This window comes from Gammaproteobacteria bacterium (assembly GCA_016199745.1).
In the GTDB taxonomy this organism is placed as follows: domain Bacteria; phylum Pseudomonadota; class Gammaproteobacteria; order Acidiferrobacterales; family Sulfurifustaceae; genus JACQFZ01.
The window spans coordinates 1-19421 of the sequence record JACQFZ010000020.1; the positions used below are offsets into that span (position 1 = coordinate 1).

The 19421-nt window shown below is 55.8% G+C and carries 18 protein-coding genes, 1 tRNA gene and 1 pseudogene; 3 read left to right on the forward strand and 17 right to left on the reverse strand.

Annotated features, from left to right (window positions below):
* The 4 genes from HY308_04320 to HY308_04335 form a co-directional block, all read right to left on the reverse strand.
* Positions 1–160 (reverse strand): hypothetical protein (locus HY308_04320; GenBank protein MBI3897507.1); only part of this gene is annotated, 160 nt, incomplete at its 3' end.
* A gap of 15 nt (positions 161–175) precedes the next feature.
* On the reverse strand, positions 176–520 hold the full coding sequence (locus HY308_04325; protein MBI3897508.1) for a DUF2384 domain-containing protein: 345 nt from the start codon (positions 518–520) through the stop codon (positions 176–178).
* Between the two features lie 3 nt (positions 521–523).
* Positions 524–1714 (reverse strand): hypothetical protein, encoded by a 1191-nt coding sequence (locus HY308_04330; GenBank protein MBI3897509.1) that lies wholly within the window; start codon positions 1712–1714, stop codon positions 524–526.
* Positions 1715–1743: 29 nt separating this feature from the next.
* Positions 1744–1956: a hypothetical protein gene (locus tag HY308_04335; GenBank protein MBI3897510.1), complete on the reverse strand. Its 213-nt coding sequence runs from the start codon at positions 1954–1956 to the stop codon at positions 1744–1746.
* A gap of 411 nt (positions 1957–2367) precedes the next feature.
* On the opposite strand from HY308_04335, the gene HY308_04340 reads away from it, so the two are divergent.
* On the forward strand, positions 2368–2646 hold the full coding sequence (locus tag HY308_04340; GenBank protein MBI3897511.1) for a helix-turn-helix transcriptional regulator: 279 nt from the start codon (positions 2368–2370) through the stop codon (positions 2644–2646).
* Positions 2647–2712: 66 nt separating this feature from the next.
* Here the strand turns inward: HY308_04340 and HY308_04345 are convergent, their stop codons facing one another.
* From HY308_04345 to HY308_04365, 5 genes are all read right to left on the reverse strand, one after another.
* Positions 2713–3555 (reverse strand): hypothetical protein, encoded by an 843-nt coding sequence (locus tag HY308_04345; protein MBI3897512.1) that lies wholly within the window; start codon positions 3553–3555, stop codon positions 2713–2715.
* 38 nt (positions 3556–3593) lie between these two features.
* On the reverse strand, positions 3594–5264 hold the full coding sequence (locus HY308_04350) for a serine/threonine protein kinase (GenBank protein ID MBI3897513.1): 1671 nt from the start codon (positions 5262–5264) through the stop codon (positions 3594–3596).
* Between the two features lie 8 nt (positions 5265–5272).
* Positions 5273–6016 carry a hypothetical protein gene (locus HY308_04355; GenBank protein MBI3897514.1) on the reverse strand — a complete coding sequence of 248 codons (744 nt, stop codon included), beginning with the start codon at positions 6014–6016 and terminating at the stop codon, positions 5273–5275.
* A gap of 4 nt (positions 6017–6020) precedes the next feature.
* Positions 6021–6860 carry a VWA domain-containing protein gene (locus HY308_04360; protein MBI3897515.1) on the reverse strand — a complete coding sequence of 280 codons (840 nt, stop codon included), beginning with the start codon at positions 6858–6860 and terminating at the stop codon, positions 6021–6023.
* A gap of 246 nt (positions 6861–7106) precedes the next feature.
* Entirely contained in the window at positions 7107–7715 is a 609-nt protein-coding gene (locus HY308_04365) for a phospholipase D family protein (GenBank protein ID MBI3897516.1), read from the reverse strand.
* A 72-nt stretch (positions 7716–7787) separates the two neighbouring features.
* Here HY308_04365 and HY308_04370 point away from each other — a divergent pair.
* Positions 7788–8351, forward strand: a pseudogene (locus tag HY308_04370) (ATP-binding protein).
* A gap of 47 nt (positions 8352–8398) precedes the next feature.
* Here the strand turns inward: HY308_04370 and HY308_04375 are convergent.
* Positions 8399–8866, reverse strand: coding sequence for a cytochrome c5 family protein (locus HY308_04375; protein MBI3897517.1), 468 nt, complete (start codon positions 8864–8866; stop codon positions 8399–8401).
* Between the two features lie 168 nt (positions 8867–9034).
* Here HY308_04375 and HY308_04380 point away from each other — a divergent pair.
* Positions 9035–9111 (forward strand) — tRNA-Arg (locus HY308_04380).
* A gap of 119 nt (positions 9112–9230) precedes the next feature.
* Here HY308_04380 and HY308_04385 read toward each other — a convergent pair.
* The 7 genes from HY308_04385 to mpl form a co-directional block, all read right to left on the reverse strand.
* Positions 9231–10631: a cytochrome B6 gene (locus HY308_04385; GenBank protein MBI3897518.1), complete on the reverse strand. Its 1401-nt coding sequence runs from the start codon at positions 10629–10631 to the stop codon at positions 9231–9233.
* Positions 10632–10785: 154 nt separating this feature from the next.
* Positions 10786–12249 (reverse strand): dihydrolipoyl dehydrogenase, encoded by a 1464-nt coding sequence (lpdA, locus tag HY308_04390; GenBank protein ID MBI3897519.1) that lies wholly within the window; start codon positions 12247–12249, stop codon positions 10786–10788.
* Between the two features lie 76 nt (positions 12250–12325).
* On the reverse strand, positions 12326–13525 hold the full coding sequence (odhB, locus tag HY308_04395; GenBank protein ID MBI3897520.1) for a 2-oxoglutarate dehydrogenase complex dihydrolipoyllysine-residue succinyltransferase: 1200 nt from the start codon (positions 13523–13525) through the stop codon (positions 12326–12328).
* Positions 13526–13548: 23 nt separating this feature from the next.
* On the reverse strand, positions 13549–16407 hold the full coding sequence (locus HY308_04400) for a 2-oxoglutarate dehydrogenase E1 component (GenBank protein ID MBI3897521.1): 2859 nt from the start codon (positions 16405–16407) through the stop codon (positions 13549–13551).
* Positions 16408–16577: 170 nt separating this feature from the next.
* Complete coding sequence (locus HY308_04405; GenBank protein MBI3897522.1) at positions 16578–17258, reverse strand: thiol:disulfide interchange protein DsbA/DsbL; 681 nt, start codon at positions 17256–17258, stop codon at positions 16578–16580.
* Between the two features lie 106 nt (positions 17259–17364).
* On the reverse strand, positions 17365–17964 hold the full coding sequence (locus tag HY308_04410; protein ID MBI3897523.1) for an LON peptidase substrate-binding domain-containing protein: 600 nt from the start codon (positions 17962–17964) through the stop codon (positions 17365–17367).
* Positions 17961–19313: a UDP-N-acetylmuramate:L-alanyl-gamma-D-glutamyl-meso-diaminopimelate ligase gene (mpl, locus tag HY308_04415; protein MBI3897524.1), complete on the reverse strand. Its 1353-nt coding sequence runs from the start codon at positions 19311–19313 to the stop codon at positions 17961–17963. Before mpl ends, HY308_04410 begins: the two co-directional genes overlap by 4 nt.
* Between the last annotated feature and the right edge of the window lie 108 nt (positions 19314–19421).

A 19421-nucleotide genomic window follows, 5' to 3' on the forward strand; every position in this document is an offset into this window, starting at 1 on the left:
AGCCATCCGGCCGCTCCTCGATGCATTTGCCGTCTTCCATGTAGTGCGTCGACACCCCTTGGCGATGCATCTCCAGCACCACTTTTCGCGTCTCCTCGCGGAGCACGCGATTAATTGCTGCGGCAGCAGCAATAAGATCGTCGCGGTTACGTTTCATCATTGCGTGGTTGAGAGGTCAGCTGAAGATTCCGTGGTCAATTCGACCAAGTGCCTGCAATACATTGTTCCGTCGACCTCGAGCGACGGCGCGTAACGGTGATTCCCCGTTGGGCATGACGCGCTTGGGTGTTGCAAACCAGCGTGCGGCCCGATGTCGATCCCCTAAAACACTCACGGCGTGGTTGACGATCTCTGGATCCAGCATTTCTAGGTCAGCAAGAACGCGCTCGAAGTGCGCCTCACGCTGAGCTTCATTGTGGTCAACGAGATCGGCAAGAACTTCCAGACGCGAAGCGCTAGCTTTCGAAGTATGTGATGCCTTCTTACGCTTTAGCTTCTTGGGTGTCGTTGAGGATGACATTGCTTAGTCGTTGGCCAGCTGCGCGTAGGTGAACCGTTGCTCCCGGTGAAGGGATTCGGTCTTGTCGTTCAGCCGGTATTTCGCGGATATGCCGATACGGATACTGCGCGACTTGGCCTGCTCGGCAGTCAATGTTACGGGGACGAGCTCAGCCGTACCTGCTGGCGCTTCCATGACGTCGAACGTTGTTTGACCATTTGGCGGAATGGAGCGACTTGCCGACACACTCCTAATGCTTTGGTTGATATGAACCGCAACCGCTTCGACGTCCACATATCGATTCGTTAAGTTTTGAAGCCGATAGCGAACCGAGGTGCCGTCGATGCTGGCGATCTCGATTTGTAGATTTTGGTCGCCGAAATGCTGCGGTGGATGCAGATCGTGAAGCCGAATCGATCGAATCGTAACGGTCGGCGTCAACGTGACGCCTTCTGGCTTATACGCTACTGGAAAGTATTCGAACTTGTCGACATCGTAGGTAAATGATTGTTCGGCGCTTGACCGCTTGTTGATCGTTACCTGGTACGTCACGTCGCTGAGAGTGGTCGGGCACTGGGAGACGATCTTCTTGGATACTTCGATAAACCCACCCGAGTTCCACCGCTTGTTGAAGCCGCTGCGATCATCGATGCGAGGAACAACGTTCAGCTTATTGCGTAGGAAGTCTTCGGCGGCGGCCAGCGTTGTCTTTGCTTCTTCGGTGTAGCAGGAAGTTAGTGCAATAACGGCGGTGCTTATCTCTCGGGCCTGGAGCTTTACCTGGTAGTCGTTTCCCGGCGAGCTGCCGAAAAGGACTGCGGTCGGTCCTTCATACTTCGCCGGCCCGGTGGGGCGTATATCGACTGCCCATAGCTTCGTATCGCCTTTACGGCACAGGAATTCGCCGAGATAGGGTTCGGCGGCCGGCGCGTAGACCTCAGGAAATCTGGTCTTTGATGTTCGTTCGAGATTGCCGCCTTGGGTTTGGCAGTAGGTCTGCAGTTTGTCTCTCGGCATGGAGAGATTCTTTGGATCGGGGTTGGTGTACCGGACGATCAATACATGGTCCGGCCTGTGTAGATTGGCAGCGATGAAGTCTTCGACCGTTAGCGATTTCGCGGCTTCGCTGCTGTTAACGGTTCCTGATACGCCAGTACATCCATATCCGAGAACCGTGATCGCTATCGATATCCCTGTCACTTTCCAACCGGCCATGGTCGTCCCTCCGACATCGTTATCGTGATCTACGAACGCTTGGTGCGCCGCTTCTTGATCGGGCTGCGGAATACGAGGCGGCGATCGAGTAAGTCGGTCTCTTTGGTATCGAATCCGGAGACGACTAACCGGTTACCGTTCTTGAGCACGTAGACGTAGGCTTTTTGCCAGTTGGCTTGGGGCTCGACGCCTTCCCAGATCTCTGCCAGCGGCTCCATCGTCCAGCGATCTGCACCGGTCATGTGATGGGGCAGTACGATTTGGACTTCCTTAAGTTCGACCCCTTCCTCTTCTTGGAACTGGCGCAGTTGATCGATCTCGCTGAGAAAGGCGGGCTGGCGCAGCCGGACGCTGTCCTCAGCTTGAAATTGGTAAACGAGATGAAACCAGGGGACGTGGAGTCGACGGAAAACGTAGGACCAGGCGCGGTTTCCGTCTTCCCGGAATGCTGCTGGCAGATCTATCTCGGCGTAGTCAGTTGTTTCGAACATTTTTGCGCCCCGACGTTTGTCGGGACCATCTTTTTAAGCTTATGTCTTTTTTGCATTGAGCCGGCATTGCTGGCCGCGCCCGACAAAATGAACACTATAGATTGTACTCCTATAGTGCGCAATGCACTTAATTGGGTGTCCTTTTTAGCTTGGGACATCCTCGTGAAAACAAAACTTGCGCTTGGTCGGGCTCTTAAGGAAATACGAAAGGCGAGGGAGCTAACACAGGAAGACTTTTCAGTCGTGTCCAGCCGGACTTACATGAGCACGCTGGAAAGAGGCATGAAGAGCCCTACGATTGAGAAAATTGAAGCAATAGCGGAAACGATGAAGGTTCACCCGCTTACACTTTTAGCCTTCGCGTATGTAAAAGCAGGCAACTACCGCAACGCCGATGAACTTTTCAAAAAAATTCGGGCAGAGTTGGTTGCCTTTTCGTAGTCGGATCTTGCATCCAATAAAGATGCTTAGATTCGTCTTCCCAGTACACATTTGCCGCTGTAGAACTTATGGAAGTGAAACCCCAATAAGAGCTAGCGCTTCTCTCAACGCGTCATAAGCGGGCCGCATGCTAGCAATGGTCTGAATCGAGGCGCCAATTGCAGATAAGCCTCCTCGTAGTTTTGTGAGGTTGGGTTTTTCCTTACATAGTTCCTCGCGACTTTCATGCACCAGCTCGATAATTTCTGCTTTCGGCATCTCTCCGAAAATCAGTTCGTTTCCTAGATCAACCTGAATCTTTCTCAGTGCCTCATGTAAACGATCCTTGGTGCCCATATCAATACTTTGAATTACGCTGCTGATCGAGCCACTGCCAGTTTGTATAGCGCCAACGGGAGAATAAATATTGAAAATAGTCGATCTCGATTCTGCGCTCTTCTCCTCGCGCTTTTTAAGAGAGTGCACAAATAGATCAATCTCTGTTCCTACTTTTGCAAGTGTCGTGTCACGCGCCGCATCGAGCGATGCTTCGAGCTGAGCCGCCAAACCACCTTCACTCGATCCGCCCAGTTGAGCCGCTTGCTTTACGTGTTCCCTCAACACCGCGAGTTTTTCGGGAACATGGTAAGCGACCAGCTCTTTCAGTTCGCCACCCAAGTTTGAAGAGTAAAGAACGCCAGCGGTACTAATAAAACGGAAATAAATTAGCCAGGCAAGATGCGCTCTGTAATTAACTGCGTCGACACATAGGTCCGTAATACGCATCACTGTATTGCCGGATCGCAGCCGTCCCTGAGCACTCATCTCGGCTTTTACGCGTTCGATTTCGAGTCGCAGCTTGGTGTTCGCCTCGCTGATTTCAAGCTCAACGCGATCTCGTGCAACTTTGACGAGTTCTCTATCGAGCATGGGTCATATCTCTAAATAATCTAAATATGCGAGGCCGATCAGCGCTTCGATAACACGATAAGCAAAACCATCGACACGGCAGCCCAAATCCACGCGGGAATTTTCCGAAGCAGCTTGAGCCAAGGTTGTGACGTCTGACCGCGCGTCCCAACAGGAGCAAACGGGATCTGGATTGGAGCAGCTGGCGAAATATTTTGTTGTTTAATCTTCGCAAGGATAGCGGCATTTGGCGTACTTGCAGTAACGTTTGAGGATGATTTGGCTGATGTCGATGGGGACTGAGTCGAATTTCTAGCAATGCTGGCAAGTATTTCTCTGTTACCCGGTCGCTCTGCCGGTTGCCGCATCTTGGAAGCAACGCTCTCAAGCCGATAACGCGCTTCCTTCTCGCCTATAAAGTTAATCTGACCGCCATCCGTAATTGTAATGCCGACATGGGTGTACCGAACGTTGTAGTGTTGCCCTTGATACGGCGGATCAATAAGACCCACAACACTAACCCACCGGCCTACCCATGCCTCCGATGGTGCTTCGGTCAGTTGCAACAATCCTTCTGACCAAATCGTGATTTTCACAATATTGCTTCGCCACGAACCAAAATTAATAAAGACAAAACGCTTTCCTTTGCCTCTACCGCGCTTTCCGACTCCGTCCTTTATTGAATGAATTTTTCCTATCAACTCGACACGGTTGTGGATCTGGCGGGAAGCGGCTAGATAATCGGTTGCATCAACAACTTCAAAGGCGGGTATATACCCCGCGGGTTTTTGTGTTGTTGATGGTGAAATAACCCGAACAGATGCGAGTCTCGCACTCGGTATATTTTTTCCGGCGAGGAAATCCGATAACGACGGTACATTTTGGATATCAGCACTGCATACGGAAATAAAGCGCTCGACATACAGCCGTAATGACTCCACACCCACCAGACGCTGCAACAGCTGGGAACTTTGGGGATCGGCAAAATCGTTCGCTTTGAATATTATCGTTTCGCCGCCCTCCCGATATTTTTTGTAGAGCGACTTTTCTTCAATTAGCGCCTGAAGACTTAGGTCGATGGCGATAAAGCTGAACCTATCAATCGTTGGCCCGAAATTATTGGTCGCAGCGCGTCCAGGGTGCTGAAAATGTTTGTGGCCAACTTCTGTGCCGGAATTCGGTGAGAGCCCTTCTACATACATCCCATCGTAATCAATCAGCCGAACGACGTTGTTAGAAATAATTACATTGCCGTTCTGAATGTCCCCATGCGCGATGCCGCTAGATTCCAGAAACGCCGAGAGCGCCTGAAAATCACTCCGCAGCTTTCGCAACTTCGACGCATCGCTATAATTTTTATCGAGATATACCCCTAGTGTGTCGCCATCTACCCAATCCATTCGAACGATAGGGTAGGTACCATCCTTTACTCGAATGCCGTTGTGCTGATAGTCGAAAGCAACGAAGTAGTTGCTATTAAGCGCTTTAACTTTCTTTCCAATTAATGCGTACTTGTTTTCTACTCCAGGCACCTGTCTGTGAAAGCATCTGACGGCCGATTTTCCTCGACGAGTGGTGAGCAGGTAAGTAAGGGCAAAACCTCCGCTTAGGACAAGCGGGAGACCTTGGTTGTTTTCCTCGATTTTTCCCTGCTTCAGCTCTTGATCAAGAAATGCGGTGCTCGGATTCTGGATCGCTTCGTTGTATTCAATAGGCGCCGGATAGGACATACGCGTTTCTACCACAATGCCAATAGTGTGGTGTCGTCGTATTTCATGCGCTTTGCAGCACGCTCTGCTTCAACAAAATTTAAAAATTGTTTTTGAGTCTTTTGGGCAACGTCGCGAAGAGTTGCAACCGGCGACAGGCCTGCATTGCGATGCTCGAAAAACCATCGACCGAGAGCATCTATCATACAGAAAACTGTCGGTTTGGAAAAATCGGTTAGCGACAATTCAACGACATGCTCGAATTTAAGATGACCTTCTTCGAAGAAACTATTTTTAGCCGAATTCGTAGAAAGCAGATAGGGATCGAGATCAAATTGTTCCGGTGCGTGATAAGGGAAGGTTGCCTTTATCTCGTCGCCATCGCAAAGAACTGCTATGGAATCTCCGATAGCAGTAATCAATAAATTTTCAGTGTGTTTGTCGTAACGCACGCCTAACAAGGAAGCAAAGCTTCCTCTATCGAAAGCAGATTGCTGTATCCAATCCATGGCGTCGCGGTTGTGCAGCTTGTCGAAATCAGCGATTGCTTGGCTGAGCCATTCCTGATCGATTATTGGAAAACGTGCAAAACGTCGCGTTAGTATCTGCGACCACGACGCCGAGTCGTATGAAATCGATGCGCCGTCGCTCAGTGCATAAACACCACGTCGATCTGAAGATTGAAAACTGTCCTCATTACGATAACGGGAGTCTTTGGCGACAGATAATTCGCATCGCAGCACCAGCTGCAAATCCGTGGCGACTCTTTCCATCGTATCATCTATCGGCTACCAACTTGGGTCGCGTTCCAATCTCGAAGAAATCAACGATTGCCGCCGGGTCGCCATTATAAATAAAACCTCGAGAACCTTCGCTCACGCTATAACCCTTATCGCGGGCCAGCCTCGACAAGTGCGGAGGAAGAATATTCGACATACGAAATAGTATTTTTGAATATTCGTCTGGTGCCTGGCTTTCCATACCAGGAAAGAAAACTTCCTGGCCACCATTTGTTGTGACATGAAGGTTGAATAGGAGGCACTGCCCATCGCGCACTGATATCTGCCGCAACCCATCAGCAATCGATTCGGGGGAACCGTCGGTAGATTGACCGTCTGTGACGTGAAGAATGGTAGGTGGATAGCTATTTGGGTGAGAGTCACACCACTCGACCATGATCTCGGCGGCTTTAGTTAGTGCCGCGCACATTGGGGTGCCCCCCGATGCCTGAGGATCGAACCACACGGGGAACTTGATCTTCTGCTCGACGATACCACCTGCACCGTCGTCGGCCTTCTTCCTTCGCTCTTCGATTCGAGCCGGAGAATCGCTCACCGACTTAATCGAATGCATAATTCGATTTGATAGTGCTCCGCCGAATCCTGTTCCAACACCTGCACCACCGTAACCGATTACGCCAACATCAAAATAACTGCGTACGCCGTCGGATTTCGCGCAACTGATGATCAACGTTTGAAGTGTTTTGTTTAGAACATCCGCAACAATTTGTGCCTTTGAGCGACCACTTTCTGTCGTGTCCTCCATCGATCCCGATTGATCGATTACAAATAAAAAACCGGTAGGATTATCACGACTGATTTCAGCTGAGTACGACATAATTCCTCCATGATTTTTGCTGCTTGGCGCAGCTTTATTAACGATCGTCCCGGTCATCAAAGAATTTTGAAGAATTTATCATGTTGTCGAAACAAAAGTGGGAGGACGTAGCAATACAGCACCAACCAGTTTCTCAAATGGTTGTGTTAGTTAACTGGCATTGAGCCCCAGACAACATGGGATCGTCAAGACGATAGTTGCGGGCGACGTGATCGCAATATCGACACTAACTGTCCGTTGATGATTTTAGTAAGCGGGCTTTAGTTCCGCCGCTTCATTCCACAACCGTTGCCATTCGCCCGCATATTTCGCGGCGAGTGTTGGCACATGCGAAAGCAGTAGTACATTTTCTGCGTTCTTCTCAGCTGCCGCCTTGCTGTAGTTGAAGCTGCCCGTCTCCAATGTGTCGTTGTCGATCACCATGAACTTATGATGAAAGATAGGGTAGTTGCCATTAAGCCGTACCGGTACACCTTGGTTGGCGAGAAATTTCGTCGCCGAATAGTTCCGATTGCTTTTCTCGTCGGCAACCACTTTTACGTCGATCCCACGCCGTTGCGCCTCGAGCAATGCCTCAGCGATCGGCTTACTCGAAAAACTATACGCGGCCACTCGAATAGATCGACGCGCGCTGTGTATTCCGTTTAGCACTAGATCCAGCGCGCCGCCATATGGCGAAAGCCCGACCTCATACGTAGCGCCGGCTGGCAAGGGCTGTGCGTCTTCAGCTCTCGCTGTCACATGGGCGACGTAAAGAGCCAACAGCGCTATCGCGACGCGAGACGGTAAACGGTGTAGGACTTTACCAATGGTACCCAGGGACGGAAACGACGATGGCGATCGATATGTGCACATAAAAATGTAAAACCTTTTTTCGAAAGTCCTAACCATACCTCGTTTTAGTACTTTCATTACCTAGCTTTTTCGCTCGAGTCAGGAACGATCACCATCTCGCGCGCTGCCCGGCAAGCGGAATTTCCGGCGCGCTTTCAGCTGGTGGCGGCGATGAACCCCTGTCCTTGTGGTTATCTCGGCGATACCAGCGGCCGTTGTCGCTGCACCGAAGAACGCGTGCGCCAATACCGTGCACGCATCTCCGGGCCATTACTCGATCGCATCGATATGCATGTCGAGGTACCGGCCGTGCCACGCGAGGTGCTGCTGGCACGCGCGACGGAAGCTGGGGAGACATCGGTAACGGTGCGTCAGCGCGTGCAGGCGGCGCGCGAGCGACAACGGGGCCGTTATAACAGCAACAACCAGATGCTGACGAACAAACAGTTGGAAGAGGTTTGCCAGCTCGATGCTGCCGGTCAAAGCTTGCTGGAGCAGGCAATGAGCCGTTTAGGCCTAAGCGCCCGTGCGTATCATCGAATCTTGAAGGTGGCGCGAACGATTGCGGATTTGGCGATGGCGGAAAACGTGGCAGCCGCTCATTTAGCGGAGGCCATTCAATACCGCACGCTCGATCGACCGATGATGACCCCATAAAAAAAGGGCGACCATTGGCCGCCCTTTTACGACTACTACTCGGACGATTACTTCGCCTTCGACACCATGTAATCGACCGCCGCTTTCACGTCGGCATCGGCCAGACCGGCATTACCACCCTTCGATGGCATAAAGCCGCTCTTACCCTGAAAACCCTTAAGCGCGTGCTCGTACAGCTTGGCGGTACCTTGCGCAATGCGCGGCGCCCAAGCGGCCTTGTCGCCCGCTTTCGGCGCGCCCGCTACACCCGCTCCATGGCAAGCATTGCAAGTACCGTCGAAAACCGATTTGCCTTTGTCGGCACCGGCCGCATTGGCGGTTGCGATCAGGTCGACGCCGGAGCCGATAGTCACTTCGCCAACCGGCTTGATCCGCTCGGCCACCGCGACCATGTCGGCACCCTCGGGAACCACCTTACCCCCGAGGATGTTGGCCAAAACAAAGAGCACTACCGCCAATACGGCGAGCGAGCCCATCAGGCCGGAAAATATCTTTAGAAATTCACGATCACTCATGATCTGCCTTTAAACATTTGCTTGAGTTGAAATTCCCGCCGATCGGCGGCCCAATAATCGCGCGCTAGTATAGCGGCGAAGGCGCTAGGCGAAAATGCCGAAATCCCGTCGTAGACGCTCGACGACACCCCGGGTATCCTTAGCGCCTTCGTATTTCCTCAGTGTTTCGCGCCCTTAGCTCAGCTGGATAGAGCGTCAGCCTCCGACGCTGAAGGTCAGAGGTTCGAATCCTCTAGGGCGCACCATAACTTCTCTTCGCCTGCGGTCTTGGCAAGATGCCGTACCGTACGTCCGTATATGGGCGCAGCGGTATGAATCCCGGCCTCGCTCTCAACATCATAGCCAGCCGGCAAACGTCCGCCGCTCAAAGCTGACGCAGGAACGCGACCAAATCTTTCTTCTCTGGGTCGGCCAGCTTTAACTCCAGGACCAAGTTGAAGAACTCGACGGTATCGTCCAGCGTTAACAGTCTGCCGTCGTGCAAGTACGGCGGCGAGTCTTTGACACCCCGCAGCGGGAAAGTCTTAATCGGGCCATCGGCGCTCGCCATCATCCCGTTGATCAACCGCGGTTGGTAGAAACGTTCCACTTTCAAGTTGTGCATCAGATTGTCAGTGTAATACGGCGCGGTATGGCAGGTGGCGCACTGGCCTTTACCGAAAAACACCGCCTGACCACGCATCTCTGCCGCGGTTGCCTTACGGGCATCGAGCTTGCCGTCGATACCAAGTTTGGCTGCCGGCGGAAAATCCAACAACTCCTGAAATTCCGCCATGGGATGCACTTGGCTACCGCGGTCGAGCACGTTGATGCCTTTTTTGGTAGCAATGACCGGGTCACCGTCGAAATAGGCCGCGCGCTGCTCGAACTCGGTGAAATCTTCGACGGTTTTCAAGGCGCGCTGCGAACCAAACAACCGCTGGATGTTTACACCACGCAAGCTCGGCGTATCGATGCGATGCCGAAATTCCTGTGGGCGAATATCGCCGACTAAATGAGTGGCGCCATTGCTGTGGCCATTCGCGTGACAATCGAAACAGGCGACGCCGCGGCTTGGCCGCGCCGAGCGCCGGTCTTCGGTCATGTTGAATTGTTGTTGCGGGAATGGCGTCAATAAAAGTCGCAAGCCATCGAGCTGCTTCGGATTCAAGATACCGTTGAACAGCTCATAGAAATTATCGATTGTGAGCAACTTGCCTTGCGACACATCGCCGAGATCCGGTCGCGTCGTTAAAAAAATCGGCGCCGGAAATTCTGGCAAGAAGCGATCCGGTAAATCCAACTCGAGATCGAACCGCGTCAGGTCGCGCGTTTCCTGCTTCTTGATTTCATCAATGTGAAATTGCGGGAACAACATTCCGCCTTCGGGATGATTCGGATGCGGCAACGGCAGGAAGCCGGCGGGGAACAGATTCTTCTCTTTAATTTCTTCGGGGTTCATCGACGCGATCTTGCCCCAGTTCGTGCCCGCCGGCAGTTTGACGCGCACACCGTCTTGCACCGGTTTTCCGCGCGTCATGACGACACCGTTCGCCGGACGATCGCTCAAGTCGTAGCGTTCTTCGAGTAAATCCATTTGTCGTTTCATGACGGCTGGCTTGGCGGCTTTCATGCGCGTGATGACCGACGCGAACTCTTCGTCGATCACGACCGGCATGTAGCTCGATTTCTTGCTGGGCTGTTCACTCATGACAACGACGGGGAACATGAGAGTCGTTGCCAATAATAAAAACACTAGATGACGCCTTGCGACTTCCTTGCGCATGATGATCTCCAATGGGTTTATTGGCGCCCCACTATCCTTGGGCGTAGTTGTTAAAGAGCCAAGATTTTGCGCGGCGCTCCTCGACGACGCATCAGCAAAAACACTGATCGTAACCACACAACGGAAGCTCTAATTGGTAGAGCTTCCGTTATTTCTAGGAGGGAATATCAGCAGTGCGGGCCGTACGAGCGACGCGCTGAGCCACATGCAACGGCCGGCCAAGAACCGACAAAGCGGCCTCGTGGAACGATTCTGATAGCGTCGGGTGCGCGAACATTGTCATGGCGATATCTTCGCTCGATGCACCGAACTCCATGGCCATCACACCAAGAGCGATGAGCTCCGCCACTTGCGGGCCAACCATGTGCACACCGAGCACGCGGTCGGTGTGGGCATGCGCCAAAATTTTGATGAAGCCGGCGGCCGCACCAAGCGCCTTGGCGCGACCGTTAGCGGCGAACGGAAAGCTACCCACTTTATATTCAACACCGGCGGCCTTGAGTTGCTCTTCGGTCTTACCCGCCCAAGCGACTTCCGGAAACGTATAAATAACCGAGGGCACGATGTCGTAGTTCACTTCCGCGTGATGGCCGGCAATGGTCTCGGCAACCATGACGCCTTCTTCCATGCCTTTGTGCGCCAGCATCGGTCCGCGCACGACGTCACCGACCGCATAAACGCCCGGCAAATTGGTACGGCAATGGCCATCGACATAGACGAAGCCCCATTCGTCGAGCAGCAACTCGGCCTCGGGAGCGAACAATCCGTCGGTGTTCGGCCGCCGGCCGACAGCGACGATCAAACGATCGAAATCGATGCTGTGCGTTCCGTTCTTGTCTTCATATTCCACCGTCACCTTCTTGCCATTCAGCTTCGCGCTCTTAACACGCGCGCCGAGGCGAACGTCGAGACCTTGAGCGGTGAATTGCTTGAGCGATTCGCGCGCGACTTGCGCATCGGCGATTGCCAAGAAACGCTCTTGCGCTTCGAGCAGCACGACTTCGGAACCGAGCCGGCGCCAGACGCTGCCAAGCTCGAGACCAATGACGCCGGCGCCGATCACACCGAGACGCTCGGGCACGGAATCGAACGACAGCGCGCCGGCGGAATCGACGATACGATCGCCGGCGAGCGGCGCTACTTTCAATTGCACCGGGCTCGAACCGGTCGCGAGGATCACGTGCTCCGCTTGCAGCACGCGCTTGCTGCCGCTGTGCTCGGTGACTTCGACATCGCGGTTAGCGAGCAATTTACCTTTGCCGGCGTAGCTGACAATGCCATGCGATTTGAACAGCGACGCGACACCGCCGGTTAAATCGCCGACGATCTTTTCCTTATGACCCATCATCTTTTTTAAATCGAGCGCGACGCTTTGCACGCGAATACCGAAGTTGGCAAACGCGTGGCTCGCTTCGACATAGCGTTCCGACGCTTCGAGCAATGCCTTCGACGGAATGCAGCCGACATTGAGACAAGTGCCGCCGAGCGCCGGCTTGTTGGCCGGCGTGAGCCAGTCGTCGACGCAAGCGACGCGTAGGCCGAGCTGGGCGGCACGAATGGCGGCGATATAGCCGGCCGGGCCGGCGCCAACAACGATGACATCAAAGCGATCTGACATACGCCGGGTTCCTTAAATAATAACTCCGTCCTAAACCGAGGCGGCGGAGGCGCTTCTTGTGGGGGACGCGAACCGCTTAAACACCGAGCAGCAGACGCGCCGGGTCTTCGAGCATTTCCTTGATCGTGACGAGGAAGCGTACCGCTTCACGGCCGTCGACGATGCGATGATCGTACGACAACGCGAGATACATCATCGGTCGAATCACCACCTGATCGTTCTCTGCGACCGGACGATCTTGGATCTTGTGCATACCCAAGATGGCGCTTTGCGGCGGATTCAAAATCGGCGTCGATACCAGCGAGCCGAAAACACCGCCGTTGGTGATAGTGAACGTGCCGCCGGTGATCTCTTCCAGCGACAGTGCTGCGGTCTTGGCCTTCTCGCCAAAATCTTTGATACGCATTTCGATGTCGGCCATCGATAACCGATCGGCGTCGCGCAGAATCGGTACGACCAAACCGCGCGGCGAGCTGACGGCGATGCCGACGTCTTGATAACCGTGATAAAGAATGTCGTCACCGTCGATCGATGCGTTGACCTCGGGGAAACGCTTCAGCGCTTCGATCGCCGCCTTCACGAAGAACGACATGAAGCCAAGCTTCACCTTGTGCTCGCGCTCGAATGTCTCGCGGTAACGATTGCGCAGATCCATCACCGGCTGCATGTTGACCTCGTTGAACGTGGTCAACATCGCCGCCGTGTGTTGCGCTTCGACTAAACGTTCGGCGATACGCTTACGCAACCGCGTCATCGGTACGCGCTTCTCCGGGCGACCGGCGCTGCCGGCGCTCGGCAATTCAACCACCGCCGGCGTCGGTGCGCCGGCGACTGGCCGTGGTGATGGTGTCGGTGCTTCCGCCTGCTTCACTACGTCTTCTTTCAATACGCGCCCGCCCTTGCCGCTGCCGGCAACCGTAGCGACATCGATGCCGCGCTCGACCGCCGCTTTGCGTGCCGCTGGCATCACTGCCGCGCCGATCTTGGGAGCAGCGGCTGCCGCTGGCGCCGACTTTGGCGCTGTTGCTGGCTTGCCGTTACCAGCGGTGATGCGGCCGATGACCTGGCCAGACATCACGGTCGTGCCTTCTTGCGCAACGATCTCGTCGAGCACGCCGTCTTCGGCCGCCGGCACTTCGAACACGACCTTGTCGGTCTCGACGTCGGCGATGATTTCGCCGCGACTGACGGACTCGCCCGGCTTCTTGCGCCAGGCGGCTAACGTGCCGTCTTTGACCGATTCGGGAAATGCCGGGACCGTGACTTCACCTGCCATGTTGCCTCCTCACTGGTCGCGACTTACGGCGACCCGAGCGCCTCGTTGAGAAATTCTTGAAGTTGTTTTGTGTGCAAATCGGAACTGCCGACGGCCGGCGCCGCCATCGTCGGCCGGCCGACGTATTCGAGTTCAATGCCCGGCGGCAATGCCCGACGGAAACGATGTTGCGTCGTGTACCAAGCGCCCTGGTTCTTCGGTTCTTCCTGGCACCAGATGAACTTCTTCGCCTTCGGATAACGCCGCATCTCGGCCGACAGCTCTTCGTGCGGGAACGGATAAAGCTGCTCGACGCGGATGATCGCCGTATCGGTTTGCTTGCGCTCACGCCGCTTCTCGACCAAGTCGTAGTACACCTTGCCGCTGCAGAGGACCAGACGTGTGACCCCGTTCGGATCGATCGGATCCATATCGGGCAGCACCGGCCGGAAACTTTGCTGCGTTACATCTTCGAGCGTACTGAACGACAGGCGATAGCGCAGCAAGCTCTTCGGCGTCATCACGATCAGCGGCTTGCGACAGTGCCAATGCATTTGTCGACGCAGCATATGGAACATCTGCGCCGGCGTCGTCGGCGCGCACACGATCATGTTGTTCTGCGCACAGAGCTGGAGAAAGCGTTCGGGTCGGCCGGACGAATGCTCCGGGCCTTGGCCTTCGTAGCCGTGCGGCAGGAACAAGGTGATGCCGGCCAGACGGTTCCATTTTTGCTCGCCAGCGCTGATGAACTGATCGATCACCACCTGGGCGCCGTTGACGAAGTCACCGAACTGGCCTTCCCAAATTACTAACGTCCTCGGATCGGTGGTTGCGTAACCGTACTCGAACGCCAACACCGCTTCCTCGGATAACAGCGAGTTGATGATGATGAAGTTCGGCTGACCCTCGTATAGACCACGCAACGGTACATAACCGGCGCCGTCTTTGACGTTGTAGACCACGGCGTGCCGATGACCGAAAGTGCCGCGACCAGAGTCTTGTCCGGAGATGCGCACCGGAAAACCATCCTTGAGCAAGGTCGCATACGCCATGATTTCGGCGAAGCCCCAATCGATTGCCAACGCGCCGGCCGCCATCTTGCGCCGCGCCTCGAGGAGCTTGGCGACTTGCGGGTGCAGCTCAAAACCTTCCGGCAACGAACTCAGCCGTTCACCGAGCTCACGGATCGTGTCGAGCGAAATGCGGGTGTCGACAATCGCCGGGTAATCCTTGCCGACGTAGGGCAACCAGTCGGCGTAATACGAGTAACCCACTTCTTCACGCGGAATGAAGTGCGGCACCACGCAATCGCCCGCATCCAACGCCCTTTGGTACGCGTTGGCGTAACCCCGGGCAATATCGGCATCGACCACGCTTTCAGCGATGAGCCGCTTGGCATATAGCTCGCGCGTCGTCGGTAGCTGGCGGATGTGCTGGTACATGATCGGCTGCGTCATCGCCGGCTCGTCGGCTTCGTTATGGCCATGGCGCCGATAGCAAACGAGATCGATGACGACGTCTTTGCGAAACGTCATGCGGTAGTCGAGCGCGATCTGGGTAACGAACATCACCGCTTCCGGATCGTCGGCATTCACGTGCAAGATCGGCGCGCCGACCATTTTGGCGACATCGGACGCATACATCGTCGAGCGCGCGTCTTGCTGCACGCTGGTAGTGAAGCCAATTTGATTGTTGACGATGATGTGTACCGTGCCGCGCGCGGTGTAGCCGCGCGACTGCGACATGTTGAACGACTCCATTACCACACCTTGGCCAGCGAAAGCGGCATCGCCGTGGATCACGATCGGCATAACGCGGGCGCCGTACTTATCGCGCATGCGCTGTTGGCGCGCGCGCACGGAGCCTTGTACGACCGGGCCGACGATTTCGAGATGCGATGGGTTGAACGCGAGTGCGAGATGCAGCGGGCCACCCGGCGTCTTCACGTCGGACGAGTAGCCGAGGTGGTACTTCACGTCGCCGGTGCCGTCGCCGCTCGACTTAGCCTTGCCGTCGAACTCGGCGAACAGGTCGGACGGTTTCTTGCCCATGACGTTGACCAGTACGTTCAGCCGACCGCGATGGGCCATACCGATGACGACTTCCTTCATGCCGTAGGAGCCACTACGCTGGATCAGCTCGTCCAACATCGGGATCATGCTTTCGCCACCTTCGAGGCCGAAGCGCTTCACACCGACGTATTTGATCGCGAGGTACCGCTCCAATCCTTCCGCCGCCGTCAGCCGTTCGAGCAAATTGCGCTTCACGTCCGCCGGATAATTCGGTACACCGTGCACGCTCTCCAAGCAGCTTTGCAGCCAGCGCTTCTCGGCGGTGTCGGTGATATGCATGTACTCGGCGCCGATGGTGCCGCAGTAGGTGCGCTTCAGCAGATCGAGAATTTCTCGCAGCGTCGCCGTGCGCGGGCCGACCAGTGAGCCGGTATCGAACATGGTATCGAAGTCGTATGGCGTCAGACCGTGGAAATGCAGTTCCAGATCGGGCGCTTCTGGGCGGCGCCACAAGCCAAGCGGGTCGAGGTTGGCACGTTGATGGCCACGGACGCGATAGGCGTCGATGAGCTGTAGGACTTTGACTTGCTTGCGTTCTTTGTCGGTCGGCGCCATCCCGGCAACCGCTGCCGGCGCGTTGACTTGGACGATCCCCGGCGTCCGCGCCAGCCGGCGGAAGGCAGCGCGTACCGGCGAGTGCGGCGTTTCGGCGCTGCTACCGTTGACCCGCGGCAGCTGATCGAAGTAAGCGCGGAAACTGGGATCAACGGAATTGGGGTCTTGCAGGTAAGCTTCGTAGACGTCTTCGAGATAAGCGGAATTGCTGCCCGCTAGCGGCGACGGGGTCAGCGGCGCTAGTGGCCGGCGATTCTTATTAGCAGTGTCTTGCATGATTCCGATTCAGACGCCGCTAAACGGCGATATTCGCGGAAATTTCAGTATATCCGCTCGCTACAGCGCTTTGAAGAATAGGCAACCGCATCGCCGCGGTAGTAGCGGCGGCGACCGGTTTTGTCGTCGGGCGAACCGCTAAAACCCGACGAAACGTGAAAATAGTGGGCTTAACTTCCTTTGCTCGACTTGGTCGCTTTGCTCTTTGGCTTAGCCTTGCTCGCACTCGGACGCTCCTTGGCTACCTTAGCCACGAGTTGATCAACCACTTTTAACGCCGCTTCGCCGCCACCCGCCAATTCCGGCGAGGTGACCCATCGACCGTCGACCAGCAGCGTCGGCACCGAATCGATGCCCGCCGCTTCGGCCAGATGCTTAGCCTTTTCCAGCTTCAGGCGTACGCCAAACGAATTGAACGCCTCGGTAAACTTCGCTGCCGGAATACCGTGCTCGGCGGCGAATTCGGCAATGGCTTCTTCGCTGTCGAGTCGACGTTTCTTTTCGTGGATTTCATAGAACATAGCCGAATGCAGCTTATCGAGCGCATCCAGCGCCTCGAACGCGTAATACGCCTGTGCGTGCAGCGCCCAACGGCCGAAGGTCGCCGGCGTCCGAACGAAAGCAACGTTCGCCGGCTTGTGTTTGAGCCAGTTCTGAATAGTGGGTTCGAGGGCGTTGCAATGCATGCAGCCGTACCAGAAGAACTCGCGTACCTCGACCTTGGGACCGCTGGTTTCGACCTCGATGCGCGCCGGCAACGTCTTGTACTGCGAGGGCGATAATTCTTGCGCCAACACCCCCGTGACCGGGATAAGCAATAACGACAACAACGCGACGAAACGACTCTTCATGCAGTGACTCCCAAGTTAATGAATGCATGCGGCACCTAGCGACCGCACTTCAAAAAATCGTACTTAGTCTCAGCCTATTCAACACACGCTGCGCTGGCAACACTTGCTATGGGCTAACACGCTCCGGCGGCGGCGCCGGAAACAGCTCAGCTAGCACATCGAGCCGACGGTTGATGTCATCGAGCTCGAGCAACGCCTGCTTGAGACCGAGCGGTAGGGGTAACAGTTCCGCTAAGCGGCCACTAACCCAGGCGGCGTCGTCGAGTTGGGGCGGTGCGAAGTACGTCGCCGCGCCGGCTTGCTCGAGCACGCGCTTGAGCGCTTCCAGCAAACGCCCGTGGTGCGCCGGCATTGGCGAGGTCGTCTCCGGCAACGGATCGACTTCGGCCAGCAACAGCTGATCCTTCTGCACGCGCGTACGGCGAATTCGAAAACGGTCGCCACCGCGGACGACCGCGTGCAGGATGCCTGGTTGGTTAATGTCGATATCGAGCAAGTGGGCGAACGTACCGATTTCCTGCGGATCGGCGGCGGTGCCGACTTCGTTGCCGCGCTTGATCAAGCAAATCCCAAACGGCCGGTTGGCCTTGAGGCAGGCGGTGATCATATCGAGGTAGCGCTTCTCGAACACGCGCAGCTCCATACGACCTCCCGGAAACAGTACGGTTGGCAAACAAAATAGCGGCAGCTCGGCCACGGCGCTTATCCGCGTAGGCGTTCGAGCAATCGCAGGTGCAGATTGTCGAAGCTTCCGTTGCTCATGAGGAGGACGTGATCGCCGGGCTTAAGCTCGGTCACGAGGGCTTCCAGCAAATCATTGGTGTTGTCGTACACCGCACCGCGGTTACCCAGCGCACTGGCAACTTCACCGATATCCCACGACAAACCGGTCGGCCGCAGCAGCGCCACGCGATCGGCGCCGGCCAGCGACTCGGCCAAGGTGTCGCGGTGCACGCCCAGCTTCATCGTATTCGAGCGCGGTTCGAGCGCCGCGATGAGCCGGCCGTTGCCGATACGGGCGCGCAATGCCGCCAACGTGACTCGAATCGCCGTCGGATGATGCGCGAAGTCGTCATAGACCGAGATGCCTTTCGCTTCGCCGCGCAACTCCAAGCGCCGGCGCGCATTACGAAACGCTGTCAGCGCCGCCAAGCCACGCTCGATCGGCACGCCGGCGTGGTGCGCCGCCGCCAGCGCCGCCAGGGCGTTCTCGACGTTATGCTCACCATACAAACTCCAACGCACGTCGCCAACATCGCGCCCATGCGCGTGCACGCGGAAATGGGAACCGTCGGCCGCGAGTAACGTCGCCGACCAGTCGCTACCGGCACCGAAACGTTCGACCGGCGACCAGCAGCCGAGGCGCAGCGTATCGGCGATGTTGCCGTCGTTAGCGTTGACGATCAGGCGACCACTGGCGGGGACGATGCGTACCAAGTGATGGAACTGGCGCTTGATGGCATCGAGATCCGGAAAGATATCGGCGTGGTCGTACTCGAGGTTATTGAGCACGGCGGTGCGCGGTCGGTAATGCACGAACTTCGAACGCTTGTCGAAGAACGCGGTGTCGTACTCATCGGCTTCGATGACGAAGTAGCGCGAATCGGTGAAGCGCGCCGACACACCGAAATTCGCCGGTACACCGCCGATGAGAAACCCCGGACGAAGCCCGGCGTATTCGAGAATCCACGCCAGCATCGAGCTGGTCGTGGTCTTGCCGTGAGTGCCGGCGACGGCCAACACCCAGCGATGCTGCAACACGTGCTCGGCGACCCATTGCGCGCCGGAGACATAAGGAATGTCGCGATCGAGCACCGCTTCCACCAGCGGGTTGCCGCGCGATAGCGCGTTACCGATCACAACGACATCCGGCGTCGGCGTTAAATGCGCCGGCTCGTAACCGTTGCGGACATCGATCCCTTGCTCGGCGAGCTGCGTGCTCATCGGCGGATACAAGCCTTGATCCGAGCCGGTCACTTTATGACCGAGCGCACGCGCCAACAGCGCGACACCGGCCATGAACGTTCCACCGATTCCGGCGATATGCAGGTGCATGTTTACAATTCCAAAGCGCGGACACGCATTGTCAGCAATCGAATTTTATAAAGCCGCAAAAGCGGTCGCATTGTAACAGCGGCGATTGCAGCGAAACATCTAGCAGCG

Excerpts from the sequence above, each read along its gene's own strand:
- HY308_04400 (MBI3897521.1), bottom strand. The coding sequence starts at position 16,407 with ATGCAAGACACTGCTAATAAGAATCGCCGGCCACTAGCGCCGCTGACC.
- HY308_04405 (MBI3897522.1), bottom strand. The coding sequence starts at position 17,258 with ATGAAGAGTCGTTTCGTCGCGTTGTTGTCGTTATTGCTTATCCCGGTC.
- HY308_04335 (MBI3897510.1), bottom strand. The coding sequence starts at position 1,956 with ATGACCGGTGCAGATCGCTGGACGATGGAGCCGCTGGCAGAGATCTGG.
- lpdA (MBI3897519.1), bottom strand. The coding sequence starts at position 12,249 with ATGTCAGATCGCTTTGATGTCATCGTTGTTGGCGCCGGCCCGGCCGGC.
- HY308_04345 (MBI3897512.1), bottom strand. The coding sequence starts at position 3,555 with ATGCTCGATAGAGAACTCGTCAAAGTTGCACGAGATCGCGTTGAGCTT.
- HY308_04360 (MBI3897515.1), bottom strand. The coding sequence starts at position 6,860 with ATGTCGTACTCAGCTGAAATCAGTCGTGATAATCCTACCGGTTTTTTA.
- HY308_04365 (MBI3897516.1), bottom strand. The coding sequence starts at position 7,715 with ATGTGCACATATCGATCGCCATCGTCGTTTCCGTCCCTGGGTACCATT.
- odhB (MBI3897520.1), bottom strand. The coding sequence starts at position 13,525 with ATGGCAGGTGAAGTCACGGTCCCGGCATTTCCCGAATCGGTCAAAGAC.
- HY308_04355 (MBI3897514.1), bottom strand. The coding sequence starts at position 6,016 with ATGGAAAGAGTCGCCACGGATTTGCAGCTGGTGCTGCGATGCGAATTA.
- mpl (MBI3897524.1), bottom strand. The coding sequence starts at position 19,313 with ATGCACCTGCATATCGCCGGAATCGGTGGAACGTTCATGGCCGGTGTC.
- HY308_04385 (MBI3897518.1), bottom strand. The coding sequence starts at position 10,631 with ATGCGCAAGGAAGTCGCAAGGCGTCATCTAGTGTTTTTATTATTGGCA.
- HY308_04350 (MBI3897513.1), bottom strand. The coding sequence starts at position 5,264 with ATGTCCTATCCGGCGCCTATTGAATACAACGAAGCGATCCAGAATCCG.
- HY308_04325 (MBI3897508.1), bottom strand. The coding sequence starts at position 520 with ATGTCATCCTCAACGACACCCAAGAAGCTAAAGCGTAAGAAGGCATCA.
- HY308_04375 (MBI3897517.1), bottom strand. The coding sequence starts at position 8,866 with ATGAGTGATCGTGAATTTCTAAAGATATTTTCCGGCCTGATGGGCTCG.
- HY308_04330 (MBI3897509.1), bottom strand. The coding sequence starts at position 1,714 with ATGGCCGGTTGGAAAGTGACAGGGATATCGATAGCGATCACGGTTCTC.